Annotated in this window: 22 protein-coding genes and 4 tRNA genes; 9 read left to right on the top strand and 17 right to left on the bottom strand. The window is 68.9% G+C overall.

Annotation, left to right across the window (positions count from 1 at the left end; translation table 11 throughout):
* The 12 genes from ACK4SG_RS10865 to ACK4SG_RS10810 all read right to left on the bottom strand — a co-directional run.
* Positions 1–120 (bottom strand): GTP-binding protein (locus tag ACK4SG_RS10865; RefSeq protein ID WP_302073503.1); only part of this gene is annotated, 120 nt, incomplete at its 3' end.
* A 51-nt stretch (positions 121–171) separates the two neighbouring features.
* Positions 172–247: transfer RNA gene (locus ACK4SG_RS10860), tRNA-Thr, on the bottom strand.
* Positions 248–283: 36 nt separating this feature from the next.
* Positions 284–357 (bottom strand) — tRNA-Gly (locus tag ACK4SG_RS10855).
* Between the two features lie 62 nt (positions 358–419).
* Positions 420–505 (bottom strand) — tRNA-Tyr (locus tag ACK4SG_RS10850).
* Between the two features lie 145 nt (positions 506–650).
* Complete coding sequence (ychF, locus tag ACK4SG_RS10845) at positions 651–1742, bottom strand: redox-regulated ATPase YchF (protein WP_409601763.1); 1092 nt, start codon at positions 1740–1742, stop codon at positions 651–653.
* Between the two features lie 79 nt (positions 1743–1821).
* Positions 1822–2403: an aminoacyl-tRNA hydrolase gene (pth, locus tag ACK4SG_RS10840; protein ID WP_409601762.1), complete on the bottom strand. Its 582-nt coding sequence runs from the start codon at positions 2401–2403 to the stop codon at positions 1822–1824.
* Positions 2404–2464: 61 nt separating this feature from the next.
* On the bottom strand, positions 2465–3118 hold the full coding sequence (locus ACK4SG_RS10835; protein WP_409601761.1) for a 50S ribosomal protein L25/general stress protein Ctc: 654 nt from the start codon (positions 3116–3118) through the stop codon (positions 2465–2467).
* Between the two features lie 110 nt (positions 3119–3228).
* Positions 3229–4188: a ribose-phosphate diphosphokinase gene (locus ACK4SG_RS10830; protein ID WP_409601760.1), complete on the bottom strand. Its 960-nt coding sequence runs from the start codon at positions 4186–4188 to the stop codon at positions 3229–3231.
* Positions 4189–4239: 51 nt separating this feature from the next.
* A tRNA-Gln gene (locus ACK4SG_RS10825) sits at positions 4240–4315 on the bottom strand.
* Positions 4314–5186 carry a 4-(cytidine 5'-diphospho)-2-C-methyl-D-erythritol kinase gene (gene ispE, locus ACK4SG_RS10820; RefSeq protein ID WP_409601759.1) on the bottom strand — a complete coding sequence of 291 codons (873 nt, stop codon included), beginning with the start codon at positions 5184–5186 and terminating at the stop codon, positions 4314–4316. The genes ACK4SG_RS10825 and ispE overlap by 2 nt, the downstream gene beginning before the upstream one ends.
* Entirely contained in the window at positions 5183–5812 is a 630-nt protein-coding gene (gene lolB, locus ACK4SG_RS10815; protein WP_409601758.1) for a lipoprotein insertase outer membrane protein LolB, read from the bottom strand. The genes ispE and lolB overlap by 4 nt, the downstream gene beginning before the upstream one ends.
* Positions 5809–7500, bottom strand: a complete 1692-nt coding sequence (locus ACK4SG_RS10810) for a tetratricopeptide repeat protein (protein ID WP_409601757.1) — start codon at positions 7498–7500, stop codon at positions 5809–5811. The genes lolB and ACK4SG_RS10810 overlap by 4 nt, the downstream gene beginning before the upstream one ends.
* Positions 7501–7597: 97 nt before the next feature.
* Between ACK4SG_RS10810 and hemA the strand changes: the two genes are divergently transcribed.
* The 5 genes from hemA to ppk2 all read left to right on the top strand — a co-directional run bounded on the left by hemA (position 7598) and on the right by ppk2 (position 11666).
* Positions 7598–8869, top strand: a complete 1272-nt coding sequence (gene hemA / locus ACK4SG_RS10805) for a glutamyl-tRNA reductase (RefSeq protein ID WP_409601756.1) — start codon at positions 7598–7600, stop codon at positions 8867–8869.
* A complete protein-coding gene (gene prfA / locus ACK4SG_RS10800; protein WP_409601755.1) occupies positions 8866–9954 on the top strand; it encodes a peptide chain release factor 1 in 1089 nt (362 codons plus the stop codon). Before hemA ends, prfA begins: the two co-directional genes overlap by 4 nt.
* A gap of 64 nt (positions 9955–10018) precedes the next feature.
* On the top strand, positions 10019–10462 hold the full coding sequence (locus tag ACK4SG_RS10795; protein ID WP_409601754.1) for an N-acetyltransferase family protein: 444 nt from the start codon (positions 10019–10021) through the stop codon (positions 10460–10462).
* Between the two features lie 98 nt (positions 10463–10560).
* Positions 10561–10893, top strand: a complete 333-nt coding sequence (locus tag ACK4SG_RS10790) for a helix-turn-helix domain-containing protein (RefSeq protein WP_409601753.1) — start codon at positions 10561–10563, stop codon at positions 10891–10893.
* The gene (gene ppk2 / locus ACK4SG_RS10785) at positions 10890–11666 is read left to right on the top strand and encodes a polyphosphate kinase 2 (RefSeq protein WP_409601752.1); all 777 of its coding nucleotides are present in this window, start codon (positions 10890–10892) and stop codon (positions 11664–11666) included. Before ACK4SG_RS10790 ends, ppk2 begins: the two co-directional genes overlap by 4 nt.
* On the opposite strand, the gene ACK4SG_RS10780 is transcribed toward ppk2, so the two are convergent.
* From ACK4SG_RS10780 to ACK4SG_RS10770, 3 genes are read right to left on the bottom strand one after another with little or no spacing between them, the layout of a single operon-like run.
* Positions 11663–11911: an acylphosphatase gene (locus ACK4SG_RS10780; RefSeq protein WP_409601751.1), complete on the bottom strand. Its 249-nt coding sequence runs from the start codon at positions 11909–11911 to the stop codon at positions 11663–11665. The genes ppk2 and ACK4SG_RS10780 overlap by 4 nt on opposite strands.
* 1 nt (position 11912) lies before the next feature.
* Positions 11913–12464, bottom strand: coding sequence for a TlpA family protein disulfide reductase (locus ACK4SG_RS10775; RefSeq protein ID WP_409601750.1), 552 nt, complete (start codon positions 12462–12464; stop codon positions 11913–11915).
* Positions 12465–12469: 5 nt separating this feature from the next.
* Complete coding sequence (locus tag ACK4SG_RS10770; RefSeq protein WP_409601749.1) at positions 12470–13741, bottom strand: YihY family inner membrane protein; 1272 nt, start codon at positions 13739–13741, stop codon at positions 12470–12472.
* A 72-nt stretch (positions 13742–13813) separates the two neighbouring features.
* Here ACK4SG_RS10770 and wrbA point away from each other — a divergent pair, with 72 nt between their 5' ends.
* Genes wrbA through ACK4SG_RS10750 form a run of 4 tightly spaced genes read left to right on the top strand, consistent with a single transcriptional unit; the run spans position 13814 to position 16852 of the window.
* Positions 13814–14407, top strand: coding sequence for an NAD(P)H:quinone oxidoreductase (wrbA, locus tag ACK4SG_RS10765; RefSeq protein ID WP_409601748.1), 594 nt, complete (start codon positions 13814–13816; stop codon positions 14405–14407).
* A complete protein-coding gene (locus ACK4SG_RS10760; protein ID WP_409601747.1) occupies positions 14404–14742 on the top strand; it encodes a DUF2069 domain-containing protein in 339 nt (112 codons plus the stop codon). Before wrbA ends, ACK4SG_RS10760 begins: the two co-directional genes overlap by 4 nt.
* Positions 14739–16316, top strand: a complete 1578-nt coding sequence (locus tag ACK4SG_RS10755) for a tetratricopeptide repeat-containing sulfotransferase family protein (protein ID WP_409601746.1) — start codon at positions 14739–14741, stop codon at positions 16314–16316. Before ACK4SG_RS10760 ends, ACK4SG_RS10755 begins: the two co-directional genes overlap by 4 nt.
* 47 nt (positions 16317–16363) lie before the next feature.
* Positions 16364–16852 (top strand): asparaginase domain-containing protein, encoded by a 489-nt coding sequence (locus ACK4SG_RS10750; protein WP_409601745.1) that lies wholly within the window; start codon positions 16364–16366, stop codon positions 16850–16852.
* A gap of 109 nt (positions 16853–16961) precedes the next feature.
* On the opposite strand, the gene ACK4SG_RS10745 is transcribed toward ACK4SG_RS10750, so the two are convergent.
* Complete coding sequence (locus ACK4SG_RS10745) at positions 16962–19172, bottom strand: M4 family metallopeptidase (RefSeq protein ID WP_409601744.1); 2211 nt, start codon at positions 19170–19172, stop codon at positions 16962–16964.
* A gap of 412 nt (positions 19173–19584) precedes the next feature.
* Positions 19585–20139 carry a putative Fe-S cluster assembly protein SufT gene (sufT, locus tag ACK4SG_RS10740; RefSeq protein ID WP_409601743.1) on the bottom strand — a complete coding sequence of 185 codons (555 nt, stop codon included), beginning with the start codon at positions 20137–20139 and terminating at the stop codon, positions 19585–19587.
* Positions 20140–20170 lie beyond the last annotated feature (31 nt).

Raw genomic sequence — 20170 nt, 5'->3', positions numbered from 1 at the left:
GAAACGTTCCGCGCCCACCTTCGTCAGCGCCGCCGTCAGCGTCGTCTTGCCGTGGTCCACGTGACCGATCGTGCCCACGTTCACGTGGGGCTTGGTGCGCTCGAACTTACCCTTAGCCATGGCTGCGTCTCGTTGGGTTTGCCTGCCGCGGCAGGCGTGTGATTGCGAATATGGTGCTCACGAATGGAATCGAACCATCGACCTCCTCCTTACCAAGGAGGTGCTCTACCGACTGAGCTACGTGAGCAGGTTTTACGACAGGGCCGCGCATCGGCAGCAATGGTGGAGCGGGAGACGGGAATCGAACCCGCGCTAGTAGCTTGGAAGGCTACAGTTCTACCATTGAACTACTCCCGCACCGGGAGCCCTGCCTTGTTGCACCCCCGGCTGGTAAGGCCGGCGGCTTGGAACGGTGGAGCTGGTGGAGGGAGGTGGATTCGAACCACCGAAGGCGTAAGCCAGCAGATTTACAGTCTGCCCCCGTTGGCCGCTTGGGTATCCCTCCGGATTGTCCCTTCGAGGCGGGCGTTCCCCCTCAAAGAGCCCGTTATTCTGGCCGTCACTTTTGCCGCTGTCAACGGATTTTTTCATGAAACGCATCCTGCCTGTGCGGGCCGGGCAGGCACGCCGACCACCTCTCCCGGGCGCGCTCAGACGTTGAAGCGGAAATGCAGCACGTCACCTTCCTGCACGCGGTACTCCTTGCCCTCCAGGCGCAGGCGGCCGGCATCGCGCGCACCGGCTTCGCCGCGGTACTTGATGAAGTCCTCGTAGCCAATCGTTTCCGCGCGGATGAAGCCCTTCTCGAAGTCGGTATGGATCACGCCCGCGGCCTGCGGCGCCGTGGCGCCCGCCTTGACCGTCCACGCGCGCACTTCCTTGACGCCGGCGGTGAAGTAGGTCTGCAGCCCCAGCAGCGCATAGGCCGCACGGATCACCCGGTTCAGGCCAGGCTCCTCCAGCCCGAGGTCGGCCAGGAAGGCGTCGCGGTCGGCATCGTCAAGCTGGCTCAGCTCTTCCTCGATCGCCGCGCATACCGGCACCACCTGCGCCCCCTCCTCCAGCGCGCGCGCGCGCACGGCCTCCAGGTACGGGTTGCCGGTGAACCCATCCTCGAGCACGTTGGCCACGTACATCACCGGCTTGAGGGTGAGCAGGAACAGGTCGCGAATAGCGGCCTTCTGCTCCTCGTCCAGCGCGACCGTACGCGCAGGCTTGCCCTGATCCAGCGCGGCGCGCACCGCGCCCAACACCTCGATCTTCGCCTTCGCATCCTTGTCACCACTCTTGGCCACCCGCTCGTAGCGGGCAATCGCCTTGTCCACGGACTCGAGATCGGCGAGCGCCAGCTCGGTATCGATGGTCTCGATGTCGGCGATCGGATCGACCCTGTTCGCGACATGGATCACATCAGGATGGTCGAAGCAGCGCACCACGTGGCAGATCGCGTCCACCTCGCGGATATGGGCCAGGAACTTGTTGCCGAGGCCCTCGCCGCTTGCCGCGCCCGCCACCAGCCCGGCGATGTCGACGAACTCCACCGCCGTGGGCACGACCCTCTGCGGGTTGATGATCGCCGCCAGCTCGCGCAGCCGAGGGTCCGGCACAGGCACCACGCCCACGTTCGGCTCGATGGTGCAGAACGGAAAGTTGGCCGCGGCGATGCCCGCCTTGGTAAGCGCATTGAACAGAGTGGACTTGCCGACGTTCGGCAGTCCGACGATGCCGCATTTGATGCCCATGTTGGGTCCGTGTTCCGGGATTCGTGATTGCCGGCTCCGGCGTACGCGGCGCACGGAGCCGGCAATCACCAATCGCCGATCACGCCTTGCTGGTATGCAGCCGCGTCATCGCATCGGAGAACTGCCCCTGCACCGCCAGATCAAGCACGTCCGTGGCCTCGCCGATCGCGCGCAGGATCAGCGCCTCATCGGCCACGCCCGGTCGGCCCAGCACCCACGGCGTCACCTTGTCCTTGTGGCCCGGATGACCGATCCCGATGCGCAGGCGGTGGAACTTGCCATGACCCAGCAGGCGGATGGTGTCGCGCAGGCCGTTCTGCCCGCCGTGACCACCGTCGAATTTGAGCCGCGCCACGCCCGGCGGCAGATCAAGCTCGTCGTGCGCAACCAGCATTTCTTCCGGCTCGATCTTCCAGTAGCGCAGCGCCGCGACAATGGCCTTGCCGCTGGCATTCATGAAGGTGGCCGGCCGCAGAAGCCAGACTGCACGCCCGGCGATCTCGACCTTTGCGGTCTCGCCGAACAGCTTGCTTTCCAATCCAAAACGGGCGCCTTGCGCCTGCGCCAGCGCGTCAATAAACCAGAACCCGGCATTGTGCCGGGTTCGGATGTATTCGGCCCCCGGATTGCCGAGACCGACGATAAGGCGAAGACCTGCCATCGGAAACCTCCAGCCCGCACTATCGTCCCCGCAAGCGCGGGGACGACGGGCAGAGCTGGGATTACTTCGCGTCCTTCTTGGCGGCCTTGGTCGCCGGCACCTCGGCGGCCTCCGGTGCACCGGCAGCTTCCGCCTCCTCCTTGCCATGCTTGGCCACCACGACCGCCACGTCGTGCTCCTTGCCCAGCTTCAGCGCGGGCAGCTCGACGCCGGCCGGCAGCTTGAGATCGGACAGGTGCACCACCGCACCCACGGCCAGATCGGACAGGTCGACTTCGATGGCTTCAGGCAGATCCTTCGGCAGGCAGCTCACTTCCACTTCGGTCAACTCGTGCATGATCACGACGCCGCTGGTCTTGCCGGCCGGGGACTTCTCCTGGTTCAGGAAGTGCAGCTGGACCTTGGTGCGCAGCGTATGGCTGGCGTCCACGCGCTGGAAGTCCAGATGCATGATCAGCTGCTTGTAGGGGTGGCGCTGCATGTCGCGCAGGAGCACCTGCTCAACCTTGCCGTCGATGTCCAGGTTCAGGATCGACGAGTAGAACCACTCGTGGTGGCTGGCCAACCAGATCTGCTCGTGCTCGATCTGGATAGCCTGCGGGGCGGCGCTACCGCCATAGACGATGGCCGGCAGCTGGGCCGCACGGCGCAGGCGGCGGCTCGCACCCTTCCCCTCGACGTTGCGGCTGGTGGCCTTGATGGTGTGTTCGGACATGGTAATGACTCACTGTTGTTGCAATGAAACCGCCTCGCGGCGGCGAAAGCACTCACCCGCGACCAGGTGAGTGGGAATACGCCGTCGGCGGGCCGACGACGCGGATACGGTCAATCGACGTACAGCGAGCTGACGGACTCGCCGAACGCCATGCGGCGGATGGTTTCGGCCAGCAATTCCGCCACGCTGAGCTGGCGGATCTTGCTGCAGGCCTTGGCGGCCGGGGACAGGGCGATGGTGTCGGTGACCACCAGCTCGTCCAGCGAGGACTTGTTCAGGTTGTCCAGCGCTGCGCCCGACAGCACGGGGTGTACGCAATAGGCCACCACCTTGCGCGCGCCGCGCTCCTTCAGCGCATTGGCGGCGGCGCACAGGGTGCCGGCGGTGTCAACGATATCGTCCACCAGCACGCAGGTCTTGCCCTCGACGTCGCCGATGATGTTCATCACCGTGGCCACGTTGGCCTTCGGCCGGCGCTTGTCGATGATGGCCAGCTCGGCATCGTCCAGACGCTTGGCGATGGCGCGCGCGCGCACCACGCCACCGACATCGGGCGAGACCACGATCACGTTGTGCGTGCCGTGCACCCGCCAGATGTCGGCCAGCAGCAGCGGCGAGGCGTAGACGTTGTCGACGGGGATGTCGAAGAAGCCCTGGATCTGGTCGGCATGCAGGTCCACGGTCAGCACGCGGTCGGTGTCCACCGCGCCGAACATGCGGGCAGCCACCTTGGCGGTGATCGGTACGCGCGAGGAGCGCGGGCGGCGGTCCTGGCGGGCATAGCCGAAGTAAGGCACCACCGCCGTCACGCTGGCTGCCGAGGCGCGCTTGAGCGCATCGATCAGCACCAGCAGCTCCATGAAATTCTCGGCCGTGGGCGCGCTGGTGGGCTGGATGACGAAGACCTCCTGCCCGCGCACGCTCTCCTCGATCTCGACCTGCACCTCGCCGTCCGAGAAGCGGCTCACCAGCGCCTTGCCCGGCCGCACGCCCAGCTCGCGGCAGACCGCGCTGGCCAGGGGCCGGTTCGCGTTACCCGAGAAAACCAGCAAGTTGGGGTTGTCCTGCATCGTGGTGGCCGCGTCGGAAAAGGCTGGTGGACGGCGCGCGCAAGCGCGGATTGGCAGGGGCGGAAGGATTCGAACCTACGAATGCCGGGATCAAAACCCGGTGCCTTAACCACTTGGCGACGCCCCTAGGGAAGCTGCTCCACTGCATCCAGCAGCGGCGACCGTTCCGCGCCGCGCGCCAGCCAGGCATTCACGCCTGGCGGCAACGCCGCCAGCGCTGCCTCTGCGGAACCGCGATCGGCGAATTCCACGAAGCAGCCGCTGCCAGAACCCGTCAGGCGCGGCGTGCCGATGCGCGCCAGCACCAGGAACAGAGCCTCGACGGCCGGCTCCTGGCGCCGCAGCACCGGCTCGAACGCGTTGTCGAGCACGGCCCCGGAAAGGAAGCCCGCTATTGTCACGGGTGCGGCATCGCGCGTCAAATCAGGGGCTTGGAACAGGGCCGCGGTCGCAGCATGGACTCCGGGCGATGCCACGACGTACCACGCCGGCGGCAGGTCCAGCGGCGTCAATCGCTCGCCTACGCCTTCGGCCCAGGCATTGTGGCCACGCACGAACACCGGCACATCGGCGCCCAGCGCCATACCCAACCTCGCCAGACGCTCCTCGCCCAGCCCCAGCGCCCAAAGGCGATCCAAGACCACCAGCACGGTGGCCGCATCGGACGAACCACCGCCAAATCCACCCCCCATCGGAATGCGCTTTTCGATGCCGATATCGACACCTAGTGGGGTTTTGGATTCTTTTTGCAGAAGATTTGCCGCACGCACCAGCAAGTCGTCCGCCTCAGCAACCCCGGCGGCGCCGGCCCCGACACGGGCGATGACGCCGTCGCTCCGCAGCCGCAGATGGACGGTGTCGCCCCAGTCCAGCAGGCGGAACACGGTCTGCAGGGCGTGATAGCCGTCCGGACGGCGGCCGGTGATGCGCAGGAACAGGTTCAGCTTGGCAGGCGCCGGCCATGCGGACCAGCCCGCCGCCGCGTGAAACGCACTCACTCGGCCTCCCAGCGATCCACTACCAGGCGAACCCGGTCGTCGCCCCGCCGCACTTCGATGCGCGCCGGCAGCGCAGGCATCAGCGCAGTGCCCGGCAGCCAGCCGGTGTATTCGACCGTCCATCCGGCCTGGGCAATCCGCCGCGGCAGCAGGTCCGGGCCGTAATCGATGACCGGGACGCCCAGCGCGGGGGCCGCCGCCCCACGGACCCAGCAGCCGAGCGCCGCCACCGGGATGTCCCAACCGGTGGCCCCGTGCAGCAGCCGGGCGGCATCCGGATCCCGCAGCGGTTCGGATGCGACACCACGCAACGTGGCGCCGGCCGCCGCAATCTCCAGCTCCCAGCTTTGCCGGGTGATCGGCGCCGACAGCTCGATGCGCTGCACACCGGCAGCCTGCGTCCATACGATCCGCCCGCTGCCGCCCTGCCTGCCGTTGGACAGCGCCACCCGGCCCTCCAGCGTCCAGGCAGGCGCGGCGCAATCACCCGCCGCCAGCCCCAGGGCCTGCACGCGCTCCCGCTGCGCCGCCTCGGCCACGCCGGCATCCACCTGCGGGCGCGCGGGTGGCGGCAATGTGGCGCACCCGGCAAGCAGCATGGCGGGCAGCAACAGCGCAACCCTCATGCACCGGTCTCCCGCAGCGCGCGTTCGAGCGACCGGTTGCCGGGATCCAGCCTGCGCGCTTCATCGAAATACCTGCGCGCTTCGTCCCTGCGTCCCAGCGCCCACAGCACCTGGCCAAGATGGCTGGCAATGTCGGGGTCCTGTTGCAGCGCGTAGGCGCGCTGCAGATGATCCAGCGCCGCGCGCGATCTGCCCAGACGGAACAGCACCCAGCCGTAGCTGTCGATGATGGCCGGATTGGTGGGCTCGGCCACCCGGGCACGGTCGATCAGCTCCAGCGCCTCGCGGTAGCGGTCGGTGCGGTCGGCCAGGGTGTAGCCCAACGCGTTGAGCGCAGCCACGTTGTCTGGCTCGATCACCAGCAGCCGGCGGAGGTCGGCCTCGGCCCGGGGGATCTGGTCCTGGCGCTCCCACATCAGGGCGCGCCCGTACAGCAGGGCCGGCGCATCGGGGAATGCGGCAAGGCCGCGCGCATAGGCATCCTGCTCGGCGGCATCCGCACCGTCTTTACGGTGCAATTCGGCCTCCAGCAGGTAGGCATCGCGCCGCCCATCCTCATCCAGGGCGGCGTCCGCCTGCAGCGCGCGCAGCGCGGCGAACGCGTCCTGCGCGCGGCCCATCGCATGCAGCACATTCGCGGAGCGCAGCCTGGCCAGCCCCTGCATGCGCTCGTCCGGCACCTTGGCATACCAGTCCAGCGCGTCCTGATAGCGCCCCAGCAGCTCGGCCAGCTGGCCGAGCAACATCCGGCGGACGGGATTGGGCGTGGTGGCGTCGCGTTTGAGCTCCTCGTACAGGGCGGCCAGGCCGGCTTTGTCGCCGGCTTTGTCCAGCAGCATCGCCCGGCGGGCGTAGACGGCATCGTCCTGCGCCCCCCGTGCAAGCACCAGCGCCGCCTTGGCGGGATCCCCCAGGGCTTCGTACTCGGCGGCTACCCCCCAGCGCAACTCAGGCACCCGCAGCGCCGTATCGCCAAGGCCATCCAATGCCGCGCGGGCCTGATCGGGCTTGCCGCCCTCGCGCAGCAACTGTGCGCGCAGCAGCGCCACGCGCGGCTCGCCCGGGAACCGGGCCACTACCTGCTGAACGATACGGTCCACCAAGGCCGGCTGCTCCAGCCGCTGCGCCAGCCCGCCAAAGCCCAGCCAGGCCTGGAGCTGGTCCGGCAGCGCGCCACGCTCCACGATTTCACGCAGCAGCTTCACCACCAGCGGCTGCTGGCGCCCCACCGCGCCGGCCAGCGCGGCAAGCGCCGGCCGCCAGCCCTGGGGCTGCGCCAGCAGGGCTGACAATTCACGGCGTGCAACCCGAGTCTGGCCGGCGCGCAGGGCCAGACTGGCGCCCACCATCCGCGCCTGCAGCGTCGGCTGCGGCGCCAGCGACTGCCATACACCGAACGCCTCCCGCGCCAACCCGTCCTCGTCGGCGAGCAGGGCGATGCGGGTGGCGCGCTCGGCCAACACGGGGTCCTGCGCCGCACGCGCGGCCGCCAGGTAGTGGCGTGCGGCCTCCGGCAACTGGCCGCCCTGCAGGGCGAATTCGCCGGCCAGACTGGCCTCGAGTGGATCCACCTTCGACGGGGTACCGCCGTCCGTCCCGGTACCGGCAGCCACGGCGCAGGGCAGCAGGAGCGCCAGCAGTGCGACGAGTGGAAGGACGCGCGGACCGGGGCGTTGCGGATTCGACATGGGCGGGGCCGGTACAATGATCGGTCGGGCCCGCAGCTTAGCGCAGGCACCTGAACGAATCCGTCGCCCTCCGCCTCCTTGTCCGCCCGCCAGAACCGTGAGCCTGTACGTCCTCGGCATCAACCACCAGACCGCGCCGGTTGCCCTGCGCGAACGGGTGGCGTTCGGCCCGGACACGCTGCCACCGGCGCTGGACGCCCTGCGCGGGCTGCCCGGCGTGCATGAGGCGGTGCTGCTGTCCACCTGCAATCGCACGGAGCTGTACGCCCATGCCGACGGTGACGGCCAGGCGCTGGCTGACTGGCTGGCCGCACACCCGGAGGCCGGCAGCGACCTGCATGCGTACCTGTACCACCACCGTGACGCCGACGCCGTGCGCCATCTGTTCCGCGTCGCCAGCGGGCTGGATTCGCTGGTGCTGGGCGAGCCGCAGATCCTCGGCCAGGTGAAGCAGGCCTGGAATGCCGCGCGCGAAGCCGGCACCCTGGGCGGCCCGTTGGATCGGCTGTTCCAGCAGGCCTTCGCCACCGCCAAGCGCACCCGCACCGACACCCGCATCGGCGCCAACCCGGTCTCGGTGGCGTCGGTAGCGGTACGGCTGGCCGAGGAGAACTTCGCCCGTCCCAGCGAATCGACCGTGCTGCTGATCGGTGCCGGCGAAACCATCGAGCTGGCCGCACGCCATCTGGTGGAAGCCCAGGTGCAGCGCCTGCTGGTGGCCAACCGCACGCTGGCCCACGCGCAGGCGCTGGCCAGCCGCCACGGCGGCATCGCGCTGCCGCTGGAGGAACTGGACCGCCACCTGGCCGAAGCGGATATCGTGATTTCGGCCACTGCCAGTCGTACCCCGATCCTGCGTCGCACGCAGGTCGAACAGGCGCTGCGTGCCCGCAAGCACCGGCCGATGCTGCTGCTGGACCTGGCAGTGCCGCGCGACATCGACCATGACGTTTCCGGGCTGCGAGATGTGTTCCTGTACACCGTGGATGACCTGGAGCGCGCCATCGAGGACAACCGCCGCAGCCGCCGCGAGGCCGCGCAACAGGCGGAAGCGATCATCGAACTGCAGACCACCCGCTTCGTCGAACAGTGGCAGGCGGCGGGTCGCCAGCAGCCGTTGCTGCAGCTGCGCGCCCACGGCGAAGCCGCACGCGCCGAGGCGCTGGCCAAGGCGCGCCAGCAGCTTGCCGCCGGCATGCCCGCCGAGCAGGCGCTGGAGCTGCTGGCACACACCCTGACCAATCGCCTGCTGCACGCGCCTACCGTGGCCCTGCGCGAAGCGGCGCGCAGCGGCGATATCGAGCTGGCGCGTGCCGCCGACAAACTGTTCCCGCGCGCGGGCGCAGGCGGGGACGCCTCCGCCCCATGACCCCTGCCCTGCGACGCAAGCTGGAAGCGCTGCTGGAACGGCGTGAGGAAGTGGAGCGGCTGCTGGCGGACCCCGCCGTGGCGGCTGACCAGGGCCGCTTTCGCAGCCTCTCGCGCGAGTTCGCCAGCCTGCAGCCGGTAGCCGAGGCCCTGGCCGCCGAGGCCCGGGCGCGCGACGACCTGGCCGCCGCGCAGGCGATGCGCGACGACCCGGAACTGCGCGAGCTGGCCGATGCCGAGATCGCCGCCGCCACCGCGCGCCTGCAGCAACTGGAAGGCGAATTGCTGGCCCAACTGGTCCCGAAGGACGCCCGCGACGACGGCGGCCTGTATCTGGAGGTGCGCGCCGGCACCGGCGGCGACGAGGCCGCGCTCTTCGCCGGGGACCTGTTCCGCATGTACGCGCGCTATGCCGAGCGCAACGGCTGGCGCGTGGAAATCGAATCCGCCAACCCCGGCGAGCACGGCGGCTACAAGGAGATCGTCGCACGCATCGAGGGCGACGGCGCCTACGCCCGCCTGAAGTACGAATCCGGCACCCACCGCGTGCAGCGCGTGCCGACCACCGAGTCGCAGGGCCGCATCCACACCTCGGCGGCGACGGTGGCGATCATCGCGCTGGAACACGATGGCGACACCGACATCGTCATCAACCCCGCCGACCTGAAAGTGGACACGTTCCGTTCCTCCGGCGCCGGCGGCCAGCACGTCAACAAGACCGAATCGGCGATCCGCATCACCCATATGCCGACCGGCGTGGTGGTGGAGTCGCAAACCGAGCGCAGCCAGCACGCCAACCGTGACAAAGCGATGCAGCGCCTGCGGGCGATGCTGGCGGAAGCCGAGCTGGAAAAGCGCGCCGCCGCCATCGCCGCCGACCGCAAGCTGCAGGTGGGCAGCGGCGACCGCAGCCAGCGCATTCGCACCTACAACTATCCGCAGGGCCGGATCACCGACCACCGCGTGGACGGCCTGACCCTGTACGACCTGCCCCACATCCTCGAGGGCGATCTCGACCCGCTGGTCCTGCGCCTGCAGCAGGAACGCCAGGCGGAGGAGCTCGCCCGGCTGGCGCGCGAGGCCTGATGCCCGCCGCACACGAAGCCGCGCATCGGCCCGGCCACCCCAGCCACACTCTCCAAGGATCGCGATGACCATCACCATCTCCCGCGCCGGCCCCGCCGACCTCGACGCCCTCGCTGTCCTGTTCGATGCCTACCGGCAGTTCTACGGGCAGCCCGGCGATGTCGCCCGCGCCCGCCAGTGGTTGCGCGAGCGGCTGCGGTTCGGCGAGTCGGTGGTACTGCTGGCCCGCCGTGGCGGCGCGCTGACCGGTTTCGTCCAGCTCTACCCGATGTTTTCCTCGGTGCGCACCGCCAAGACCTGGATCCTCAACGATCTCTACGTGGATGCCGGCGCCCGTCGCCAGGGCGTGGCCCGCACCCTGCTGGACGCCGCCGCGGCCTTCGCCCGCACCGACGGCGCCGCCGGCATCTCGCTGGAAACGACCCTCGACAACACCGCGGCCCGCGCGCTCTACCGTGCCGCCGGCTGGCACGAAGACGCCACCCAGTGGTACTCGCTGGCGTTCTGACCGGCGTTTACTCCCGGCAAGGCCGGCACGCCGGCCTTGCGCCACGCGGCCGCAATCGCTCTACACTCGACCTTCGTCCAACCGCGAAGGGACCGAGGATGTCGATCGACACCACCCTGCGATTGCTCAGCAAGACCCGCGGCCTCACCGTGGCTGATATCGCCACCGCCATCCCGCGCGCCGGCATCGGCACCGTCAACGCCTGGCTGAAGGGCGAGAAGCTGCCCGGCCGCGACCAGGTGGAAGCGCTGGCGCGGGCGTTCGGCGTGCCCGCCGGCGCACTGCTGTCCGAACTGGCCAGCACGCTGGACCCCGCCCGCACCAAGGGCGAGCACGAGCTGCTGGCCGCCTACCGCGCACTGGGCACGCGCCAGCAGGGCGCGCTGCTGGAAGTGGCGCGCAGCATGAAGACCAGAGTTACACGCAAATGAGCAAGCTCAAGCGCAAGGACTACGAGGCGCTGCTGGCGCCGATGCAGGTCGAGCTGGCCAACACCGCGCGCTGGCTGCAGCATGCGGGCAAGCGGCTGGTGGTGGTGTTCGAGGGGCGTGACACCGCCGGCAAAGGGGGCGCGATCGACGCCATCCGCGCCCACCTCAACCCCCGCCAGTGCCGGGTGGTGGCGCTGCCCAAGCCGACCGAGCGCGAGGCGACACAGTGGTACTTCCAGCGCTACGTCGAGCACCTGCCGGCAGCCGGCGAGATCGCCCTGTTCGACCGCAGCTGGTACAACCGCGCCGGCGTGGAAAAAGTGATGGGGTTTGCCAGCGACGCACAGGTGGCCGCGTTCCTGCGCGCCACCCCGCAGTTCGAACGGCAGCTGGTGGATGACGGCATCCTGCTGTTCAAGTACTGGCTGTGCTGCGACCAGGCGGAGCAGGAAAAACGCTTCGCCGAACGCGTGGACAATCCGCTCAAAGGCTGGAAGCTCTCACCGATCGACCTGGAGGCCCGCACCCGCTACCGCGCCTATACCGAGGCGCGCGAAACCATGCTGCAGGCCACCCACACCCGCCATGCCCCATGGACGCTGGTCGATTTCAATGACCAGCGCCGTGGCCGGCTGACCCTGCTCCGCGACCTGCTGGACCGCTTGCCGGACACCCGTCTGGACGCCCCCACGCTCGCCCTGCCCCCGCTGCGGGGCAAGCCGGCGAAGGAACGCTACGGCGTGCTCAAGCCGATCCCCGCGTTCAGGCGCTAGGGGGCTTCCGGCGCCACGGGCAAGCGCTCGACACACACCACGCGAGCCAGCGGGGGACCGTGCTGCAGCCAGCGCGCCAGTGCATCGATCGCTGCGGCATCGCCATCGGCCCTGACCTCCACCGTGCCGTCGGCGCGGTTCTCGGCCTGCACGGCCAATCCCAGCCGCGCGCCCTCCGCACGGGTCGCCGCGCGGAAGCCCACGCCCTGCACGCGCCCGGCAATGCGGAAGCGGGCTGCGGGCATCTCAGCCGGCCTTGGGGCCGCCGAACGCCGCGATGTCCTCTTCCAGCATGCGGGCGGTCACCGGGCCGGTGTACTTGCGTGCCACCGCGCCATCGGGGCGGATCAACCAGGTGGTGGGCAGCCCGCGGGGCGCACCGAAGTCCTTCGGCGGCGAATAGACGTCCACGCGCGCGACTGGGTACGCCACCGGCCGCTTGGCCAGGAACGCACGCAGGTCACTCTCGCTGGTGTCCTCGTAGGCCAGGCCGATCACCGCGATGTGCTGGCGCATGGCCGCCAGCGCCGAGAGTTCCGGCATTTCCTTCAGGCAAGGCCCGCACCAGGTGGCCCAGTAATTGACAATGACCCACTTGCCACGCTGCTGGGCCAGATCATAGGCGGCCCCGTCCAGAGTGGTCACCTGCAGCGCCGGCCGCGCGGCCGACGGGGCAGAGGTCGGCACCTTGGACGCTGCCGGCGTGGCCGGGGCGGACGCGGGCGCAGCGGGCTGCGGCGACCGCGAGCAGGCGGCCAGCAGGACCAGCAGCAGGGGGACAACGACAGGCAGGCGCATGGGGTTCATTCCTCCGGGATCCCGGCATAGACAGCGGAAACGGGTTGCCGCAGGCGCTCCTGCAGCGGCGCGCGCAACTGCGCCATCGCCCTCCGCACCGCCACGCCCAGCGCGTCGTCCGGCTGCGGAATCGGGACATCGACCGCGGGAATGCGCAGCTGGGCGGCTTCATAGAGTTCTTCAAGACGCACGTCGTCGAGATCGCGGGCAAGCAACCACTGGCCGTTCTCGGCCAGCTGCAGCACGCGGATATCCGCCATCCGGCCCAGCAGCGCCTGCACCATGCTGTCGGTCAGGCTGGGCTCCAGCGCCTGGATCTGCTCCCCGGTCAGGCCCTCGCCGCGCATCCGCGCCTGCTGGAAACGGCCCAGCATGCGCAGCAGGCCATACAGCTCGTGGCCATGCGGCAGGCGCAGGGCCTTCGGCTGGTAGCGGAACGCCGACATAGACGAGGCCAGCGACGCGCCGAACAGGATCGACACCCAGCTCAGGTAGATCCACAGCATCATGATCGGCACCAACGCCACCGCGCCGTAGATCCTCTGGTAGGAATCGAAACTGCCGAGGTACATCCCCAGCCCCGATTTCACCGCTTCGAACAACACCACCGACAGCAGCGCGCCGGCAACCGCATGGCGCCAGGCCACCGTGCGGTGCGGCACCACTTTGAACACCGTCGCGAATGCCAGCAGCTCGATCGCCATCGGCGCCAGCCGCAGCATCAGCGCCTCCAGCCAGCGCCCGGGCAGGGTTTCGAAGATGGCCAGCGCGAAGAACCGGGTGGACAGTGCCAGGCTGGCCGCGGCGACCAGGGTCCCGAGGGTCAGCACCGTCCAGTAGACGAGAAAGCGCCCCAGCTTGGGCCGCGCGGTGGGCACCCGCCAGATCCGGTTGAAGATGGCCTCGATGCTGCTCAGCGTCACCAGCAGCGAGACGATCAGCGCCAGCGCGCCAGCGGTGGTCAGCGACTTGGTGTTGGATGAGAAATCGGTGAGGTAGCCAGACACCGCCTGCGCGGCGCGCGGCACGAAGTTGGCGAAGATGTAGCCGCTCAGCCGCGCGCTCCACGCATCGAACACCGGGAAGGCGGACAGCACGCCGAACGCGACCATGGTCAACGGCACCAGCGCGAAGGCGGTGGTGTAGGACAGCGCGCCGGCGGCCTCGAACAGGCGGTCGTCCAGGAACCGCCGCAGCACGAAACGGCCGAAACTGCCGGCACGCGCCGGATCGCGCAGGCGTTCGCTCCAGCGGTAGAGGGAATCCAGCGGCTCCATCCGGCAAGGGTAACCGATGCCACGAATGCACCGCTTGCTCTATGCTGCGGCGTCCCCGCACGATTGGCGCGCATGTCCGACATCCTGGTCCTGTACTACAGCCGCGGCGGTTCGGTAGCCCGGCTGGCCCGGCAGATCGCACGCGGCATCGAGGAAGTGGATGGCATGCAGGCGCGGCTGCGCACGCTGCCGCCGGTGGCACCGGTCACCCAGGTCGCCGCCCCGCCCGAGCCCGAGGAGGGCGCTCCCTACGTGGACAAGCGCGATCTGGCGGAATGCGCCGGTCTGCTGCTGGGCAGCCCGACCCGCTTCGGCAACATGGCCGCGCCGGTCAAGCATTTCCTCGACACGCTCGGCGCCGAGTGGGCCAGCGGCACGCTGGTCGGCAAGCCCGCCGCCGCGTTCACCTCCACCGCCACGATGCACGGCGGCCAGGAATCCACCCTGCTGACCATGCTGGTGCCGCTGCTGCACCACGGTTGCGTGATCGCGGGCATCCCGTTCACCGAAGCGCCGCTCAACACCACCCGCACCGGCGGCACGCCCTACGGCGCCAGCCACGTGGCAGGCGTGGACGACCGGCCCGAGCTGAGCGATGACGAAGCCCAGCTGGCGCGCGCGCTGGGGCGTCGCGTGGCGCAGCTGGCGCGGAAGCTGCAGGCATGAGCGCACGCGCCTACCTGGCGGCGACGCTGTTCGCCCTTGCTGCACTGTTCGTCGGCTGGTCGCTGGGGCATCCGCACCCGCTGGCGGGGTTGCTTGCCTTCGCGCTGCCGCCCATGCTGCTAGCGCTGGCCGCGCTGCGCGGCTGGCACCGCGCCGGCTTCACCGCCGGCGTGCTGGCGCTGCTGTGGTTCAGCCATGGCGTCATGCTGGCCTGGTCCGAACCCGGGCAGCGGTGGCTTGCGCTGGCGGAAGTCGGGCTGGCGCTGCTGGTGGTGCATGCCGCCTGCCTGCCCGGCATGCGCGCGCGCCGCGAGAGCCGCCAACGAAAGTCATGACCGGCGATCCGCGCATGGCCGGGCTGGCCCCGGCGCTGGTCGCGACGGTGCACGCCGGTGCCCGTGCCCTGCGCGACGGCGACCCGGGGCGTGCCGAAGCGCTGCTGCGGCAGGCCTGCGGGCAGGCCCCCGGCCATCCGGAGCCACTGCGCTACCTCGCCATCGTCCAGCTGCATACCCGCCGCGCGGCGGAGGCCGTTGCCACCCTGCAGCGCGCGCTGGCGCTGGCCGGCGACGACGCCCTGCTGCAAAGCGACCTCGGGACCGCGCTGTCGGCCTGCGGACGGCGCGACGAGGCCCTGGCCAGCTGGCGGCGCGCCTGCGCGCTGGATCCGACGCAACCCACGCCCTGGTTCAACCTGGGCCGCAACCTGCAGCAGGACGGCGACACCGAAGCCGCCATCGATGCGCTGGAAGCGGCCGTCTCGCGGGCACCCCACCTGTTGCCCGCGCTGGTGCTGCTGGGCGATGCCCTGGTCCACGCTGGTCGTTTCGATGCCGCTGCCGCCCGCTACCGCGCGGCGCTGGGTCTGCACCCGGCCTGCGGCGACGCCTGGCGCGGGCTGTCCAACATCAAGACGGTACCGCTGGGGGCCGCCGATGCGCTGGCCCTGCGCGCACAGTTGCAGCGGCGCGACATCGCACCGAACGACCGCGTGGCGATGGGCCACGCACTGGGCAAGCTGGAAGAGGACCGCGGCGACTTCGCCGCCGCCTACGGGGCCTTCCGCGAGGCCAATGCCCTGCAGAAGCGACTCACACCCTGGCGCGCGGATGCGTTTGAACGTTTCGTGGACGAGGCGCTGGCCGCCACCGCCACGCTGCCGGCACCACTGGATCCGACGCTCGGTCGTGAAACCCTCTTCATCGTCGGCCTGCCGCGCTCGGGCTCCACCCTGTTCGAGCAGATCCTGGCGGCACATCCCGATGTGGAAGGCGCCGGCGAACTGCCGGACCTGGGCATCGTGCTGCAACAGGAATCCCTGCGCCGCGGCCAACCCTACCCCCAGTGGGTACCGCAGGCCACGGCCGGCGACTGGGATCGCCTGGGCCGCGACTACCTGGCCCGCACCGCGCGCTGGCGCGCCCGCCGGCCGCGCTTCACCGACAAGCAGCCGGACAACTGGAAGCACGCCGGCGTGCTGCGCGCCATGCTGCCCGGCGCGACAGTGGTGGAGACGCGGCGCGATCCGGTGGAGACCGCCTGGTCCTGCTACAAGCAGCAGTTCTACGCGCAGCCGCACTTCGCCAACGACCTCGCGGACATCGCCTGCTACCTGCGCGGCAGCACCCGGGCGATGGATCTGTGGCGCGTCCGCGCGCCGGGACAGGTCCGGCTGCACCGCTACGAAGCCCTGCTGGACAACCCCGAGACGCGCATCCGCGCCCTGCTGGACGACTGCGGACTGGCATTCGATCCCGCCTGCCTCGTCTCCCACCGGACCCAACGCAGCGTGCGCACCGCCAGCGCCGCCCAGGTCCGCGAACCCCTGCGCGCAGGCACCGCCCGGGCGCTGGCCTATGGCGCCCTGCTGGAACCGCTGCTGGGGATGCTGGGCCCGCTGACCGGCTGACCGGCTGACCGGGTGAACGCCCGCGGGTTTTGGCGGACAATGCCGCCATGGACAACCTGCTCATCGTCACCACCGGCGGCACCATCGACAAGATCTACTTCGACGACAAGTCGGACTACCAGATCGGCGACCCGCAGATCGGCATGATCCTGCGCGAGCTGGGGGTGGGCTTCCGCTTCACCATCATCCCGATCCTGCGCAAGGATTCGCTGCACATCACCGACGACGACCGCGAGCTGATCCGCGCCACCATCGCCGCGCAGCCGGTGCGCCACGTGCTGGTGACCCACGGCACCGACTCGATGGTGGCCACCGGCAAGGTGCTGCAATCCATTACCGGCAAGACCATCGTGATGACGGGCGCGCTGAGCCCGGCCGGCTTCCGCGGCTCGGATGCCGAGTTCAACATCGGCTGTGCCATCGGCGCGGTGCAGTCGCTGCCGGAAGGCGTGTACATCGCGATGAACGGGCGCATCTGGTCGCCCGATCACGTCCGCAAGAACGTCGCCGCCAACCGGTTCGAACCCGCCGAATAAGCGCAAGGGCCGCTCGCGCTCCTCGCGACCGGCGCCTGCCGCTCACCGCTCCCGCAAAGAAAGACCCCGGCCGAAGCCGGGGTCTGGGTACCGCGTGTTGCTGCGTGGCTCAGTTGGTGCCGTAGGTCAGGGTGACCCCGGAGAACGCCGAGTACGCATAGACCCGGATGTAGTAGGTCGTGTTGCTGGTCGGGGTCAGCGTGCAGGTCTCGGCATTGCCGGTCTTGTACGGACGGCAGGTGTAGCTGGTGGTGGTCGGCGCGCTGCCCGCGCGGACGTACAGGTCGGCGTCGCCGGTGCCACCGGCGATGCTGATGGTTGCCGTCTTGCCCGCAGCCACCGCCAGCGTGTAGGTGCTGGACCAGCTGCCCGTGGACACGGTGGGCAGGTTCACCGTGGTGCTACCACCGCCGCCACCACCGCCGGTGGTGTAGTCACCCACCAGGCTGACGCCGGAGAACGCCGAGTAGGCCTTCAGGCGCACGTAGTACGTGCCGGCCGACGGCGTGGCGAACGAGCAGCTTTCCGCATTGCCGGACTTGTACGGACGGCAATCGTAGGAGCTGTCGGTCGGGGCGCTGCCGAACTTCACGTACATGTCGGCATCACCGGTGCCGCCCGACATGTTGAAGGTCAGATTGGTCGCGCCCGACGGCACGGCCAGCGTGTAGACGACTTCGCCGCCGGTGCTGGCCGACAGGCCGGTGACGGTGACGCCCTTGGTCAGCGTGCCGCCGGTGCTGCCACCGCCACCGCCACCGCCGCCACCGGTCGGGCAGGACACGCCGACGGCATTGAAAGCAGCGGTGACATCGGCCTTGGTGTAGCCCAGGTCGGTCGCCGCGGTTTCCACGCCGCAGGCCGCGCTGTTGAAGGTGCTGCTGGCCGTCCAGTAGTTGGCATTGGCCCGCGCGAACACCTTGAACGCCTTCGGCACGCCCCAGCCTGCGGTCTTGGCCAGCACACAGAACGCCTTGTTGTACACACCCGAGCTGTAGTGCACGTCCAGCCCGCTGGTGTAGTTGGCGGCGTTGTCGATCGATGCGCCGTCCTGGGTCGGGTTGCACATGTAGCGCAGTGCACCGCTGCCCTTGAAGATCTCGCTGCCCACCAGGAAGTCGTTGGTGCCCTTCCAGTAGTACTCGGTGGCTTCACCGCCCATGTCGGAGAAGGCCTCGTTGATGCCGCCCGACTGGCCGGAATAGGTCAGGTTGGAATGCTGCTCGGTGAAGCCGTGCGACACCTCGTGGCCGGCCACGTCAGCGCTCACCAGCGGATAGAAGGTGCTGGCGCCGTCACCGAAGCTCATGGTCGAGCCATCCCAGAAGGCGTTTTCGTAGTTGGTCTTGTAGTGCACGCGCATGACCAGCTGGAAGTTGAGCGCGTTGTAGCCGGTATAGGCCGGGTACATGTTGGTGATCACGCCGCCGAACTGGAAGGCGTCGTTGATCGGCGAATACCCGCCGTTGACGGTCTTGTAGGTGTTGCGCGGGCAGGTGTAGGCGTAGGCCGTGGTGCCGGTGGTGCCACCATTGAGGTTGACCGCCTTCACATTGGCGTTGTTCATCGTGCAGGTGCTGCCGGACTGGGCGACGTCCATGTAGCCGTAGATCCCGCCCGAACCCCACTCGTACTGGCCGGTCTTGGTGTTGCCGCCAGGACCGGTGCCAACCAGCGCATGCTGCAGGTTCTCCCACTGCTTGATGACCTGACCGCTGATCGCATCGATCATGAGGATCGGCCGGGTGGGATTGCCAGCCGGCGAATCGGCGAAGAAGGTGACCGCATAGGCCAGATGCGCCTTGCCGGCATCGTCGATGAAGATCACCAGGTCCGACTTCTCGTTGCGGGTCTGCATGGCCGACAGGCTATTGCCCAGCGCGATGCGCTTGCCGGCGACCAGCGCCGCGGCCTTGGTCAGCTTGGGCGTGGTGGAGGCGATGTCGCGCTCGATGCCCGACACCATGGTGCCGAACAGGGCGCGCACGTTGCCCGCGCCATCTTCGCTCACCACGACGCCCTGGCCGAAGATCGGGATGCCGCGCCAGGCCTGGTCGTAGCGGTAGTTGCGCACGCCGTGGTCGGCGCGGGTGGCACGCATGAGCAGCGTGCTGCTGGCATCAGCCCCTACGAACTGGGCATGGCGGCGGTTCGCCATGGTGGCAACGCCCTGCGTTGCGGTCAGCGCTTGGTATTGCTGGCGCAGCTGGCTGAAATCACGCTGGTGCAGGTCAACGCGGTTCGCGGCCTGCGCGCCCGAGGTGGCAAGCGCAAGCACGATGGCGGCGCCAAGCAGGTTGGTGGTGGTGAAACGGTTCACTGGCATTACCCCTGGGTTGTTGGTTGAGTGGCCGCGAGCGCGGCTGACGGACGAACAACGGCACAGCCCGCCTGCGGGCCCCCGGCGTGAACCACCGTGTCATTGCGGCGCAGGCGTCGCCACGAGAACCTGAACGGAAACCGAAGCGATGACCGATAGTTAGCAGGGATTGGGCGCGCCCTAAAGATAGATTTGTTATTTATAAATAACTTTTGGTTATTTATATGGCGTGATGCAGCAGAAATGCGGCCTCCGCACCTGGAGACGATCTATTTCGATCCGTTGCTACGGCCGAAGGAACTGACCTGCCGCTGAATTTGCGGCATCGCAGCACACGATTCCGCTACCACGGCACGTCACATTGTGACCCTCAAAGGCTAGCCCAATGGTCACGCATCGCGTGACCTGCAACTCAGAACATTCCGGTTTCGAGCCTTGCCACGTCGGACATCAGCGTCTGGTTCCACGGCGGGTCGAACACCAGCTCGATGTCGGTGGCGACTACCGTCGGGATCTTTTCCAGCTTGGCGCGGACATCGTCCACCAGGATGTCGCCCATACCGCAACCCGGCGCCGTCAGGGTCATGCGCACCCGCACGCCCCGGCCCTCCCGGCCTTCCGGCTGGTACAGCTCGGCAAGGTAGACCAGGCCGAGATCCACGATGTTGACCGGGATCTCGGGATCGAAGCAGGTGCGCAACTGCTCCCACACCACGCGTTCGACGTCGGCATCGGTGGCACCTTCCGGCAATTCCAGCGGCTCGGCCGGCTGTTTGCCGATGGCATCGCCATCCTCGCCCGCGATGCGCATGAGGTTGCCTTCCACGAACACCGTCCAGCTGCCGCCCAGCGCTTGGGTGATGTAGCCCACAGTGCCGGCCGGCAAGGTGACCTGGTCGCCCTGCGGCACGAGGACGGCGGCGCAATCGCGCTCGAAACGGACGGGTTCGCTGCTGCGGGAATACATGGCGTAATGGGATGGAGAGGCCGAATCCGTA

The sequence above is a fragment of the Thermomonas sp. genome (genome assembly GCF_046293095.1).
Taxonomy (GTDB): domain Bacteria; phylum Pseudomonadota; class Gammaproteobacteria; order Xanthomonadales; family Xanthomonadaceae; genus Thermomonas.
The sequence above is the reverse complement of the archived record's forward strand: the minus strand, read 5'-3'. Positions and strand labels throughout refer to the sequence as shown.

Bases quoted from the DNA above. Each gene is read 5' to 3' on its own strand.
- ychF (WP_409601763.1), bottom strand. From the start codon at position 1,742: ATGGGCATCAAATGCGGCATCGTCGGACTGCCGAACGTCGGCAAGTCC.
- pth (WP_409601762.1), bottom strand. From the start codon at position 2,403: ATGGCAGGTCTTCGCCTTATCGTCGGTCTCGGCAATCCGGGGGCCGAA.
- ACK4SG_RS10835 (WP_409601761.1), bottom strand. From the start codon at position 3,118: ATGTCCGAACACACCATCAAGGCCACCAGCCGCAACGTCGAGGGGAAG.
- ACK4SG_RS10830 (WP_409601760.1), bottom strand. From the start codon at position 4,188: ATGCAGGACAACCCCAACTTGCTGGTTTTCTCGGGTAACGCGAACCGG.
- lolB (WP_409601758.1), bottom strand. From the start codon at position 5,812: ATGAGGGTTGCGCTGTTGCTGCCCGCCATGCTGCTTGCCGGGTGCGCC.
- ACK4SG_RS10810 (WP_409601757.1), bottom strand. From the start codon at position 7,500: ATGTCGAATCCGCAACGCCCCGGTCCGCGCGTCCTTCCACTCGTCGCA.
- prfA (WP_409601755.1), top strand. From the start codon at position 8,866: ATGACCCCTGCCCTGCGACGCAAGCTGGAAGCGCTGCTGGAACGGCGT.
- ACK4SG_RS10795 (WP_409601754.1), top strand. From the start codon at position 10,019: ATGACCATCACCATCTCCCGCGCCGGCCCCGCCGACCTCGACGCCCTC.
- ACK4SG_RS10790 (WP_409601753.1), top strand. From the start codon at position 10,561: ATGTCGATCGACACCACCCTGCGATTGCTCAGCAAGACCCGCGGCCTC.
- ppk2 (WP_409601752.1), top strand. From the start codon at position 10,890: ATGAGCAAGCTCAAGCGCAAGGACTACGAGGCGCTGCTGGCGCCGATG.
- ACK4SG_RS10780 (WP_409601751.1), bottom strand. From the start codon at position 11,911: ATGCCCGCAGCCCGCTTCCGCATTGCCGGGCGCGTGCAGGGCGTGGGC.
- ACK4SG_RS10775 (WP_409601750.1), bottom strand. From the start codon at position 12,464: ATGCGCCTGCCTGTCGTTGTCCCCCTGCTGCTGGTCCTGCTGGCCGCC.
- ACK4SG_RS10770 (WP_409601749.1), bottom strand. From the start codon at position 13,741: ATGGAGCCGCTGGATTCCCTCTACCGCTGGAGCGAACGCCTGCGCGAT.
- wrbA (WP_409601748.1), top strand. From the start codon at position 13,814: ATGTCCGACATCCTGGTCCTGTACTACAGCCGCGGCGGTTCGGTAGCC.
- ACK4SG_RS10760 (WP_409601747.1), top strand. From the start codon at position 14,404: ATGAGCGCACGCGCCTACCTGGCGGCGACGCTGTTCGCCCTTGCTGCA.
- ACK4SG_RS10755 (WP_409601746.1), top strand. From the start codon at position 14,739: ATGACCGGCGATCCGCGCATGGCCGGGCTGGCCCCGGCGCTGGTCGCG.
- ACK4SG_RS10750 (WP_409601745.1), top strand. From the start codon at position 16,364: ATGGACAACCTGCTCATCGTCACCACCGGCGGCACCATCGACAAGATC.
- sufT (WP_409601743.1), bottom strand. From the start codon at position 20,139: ATGTATTCCCGCAGCAGCGAACCCGTCCGTTTCGAGCGCGATTGCGCC.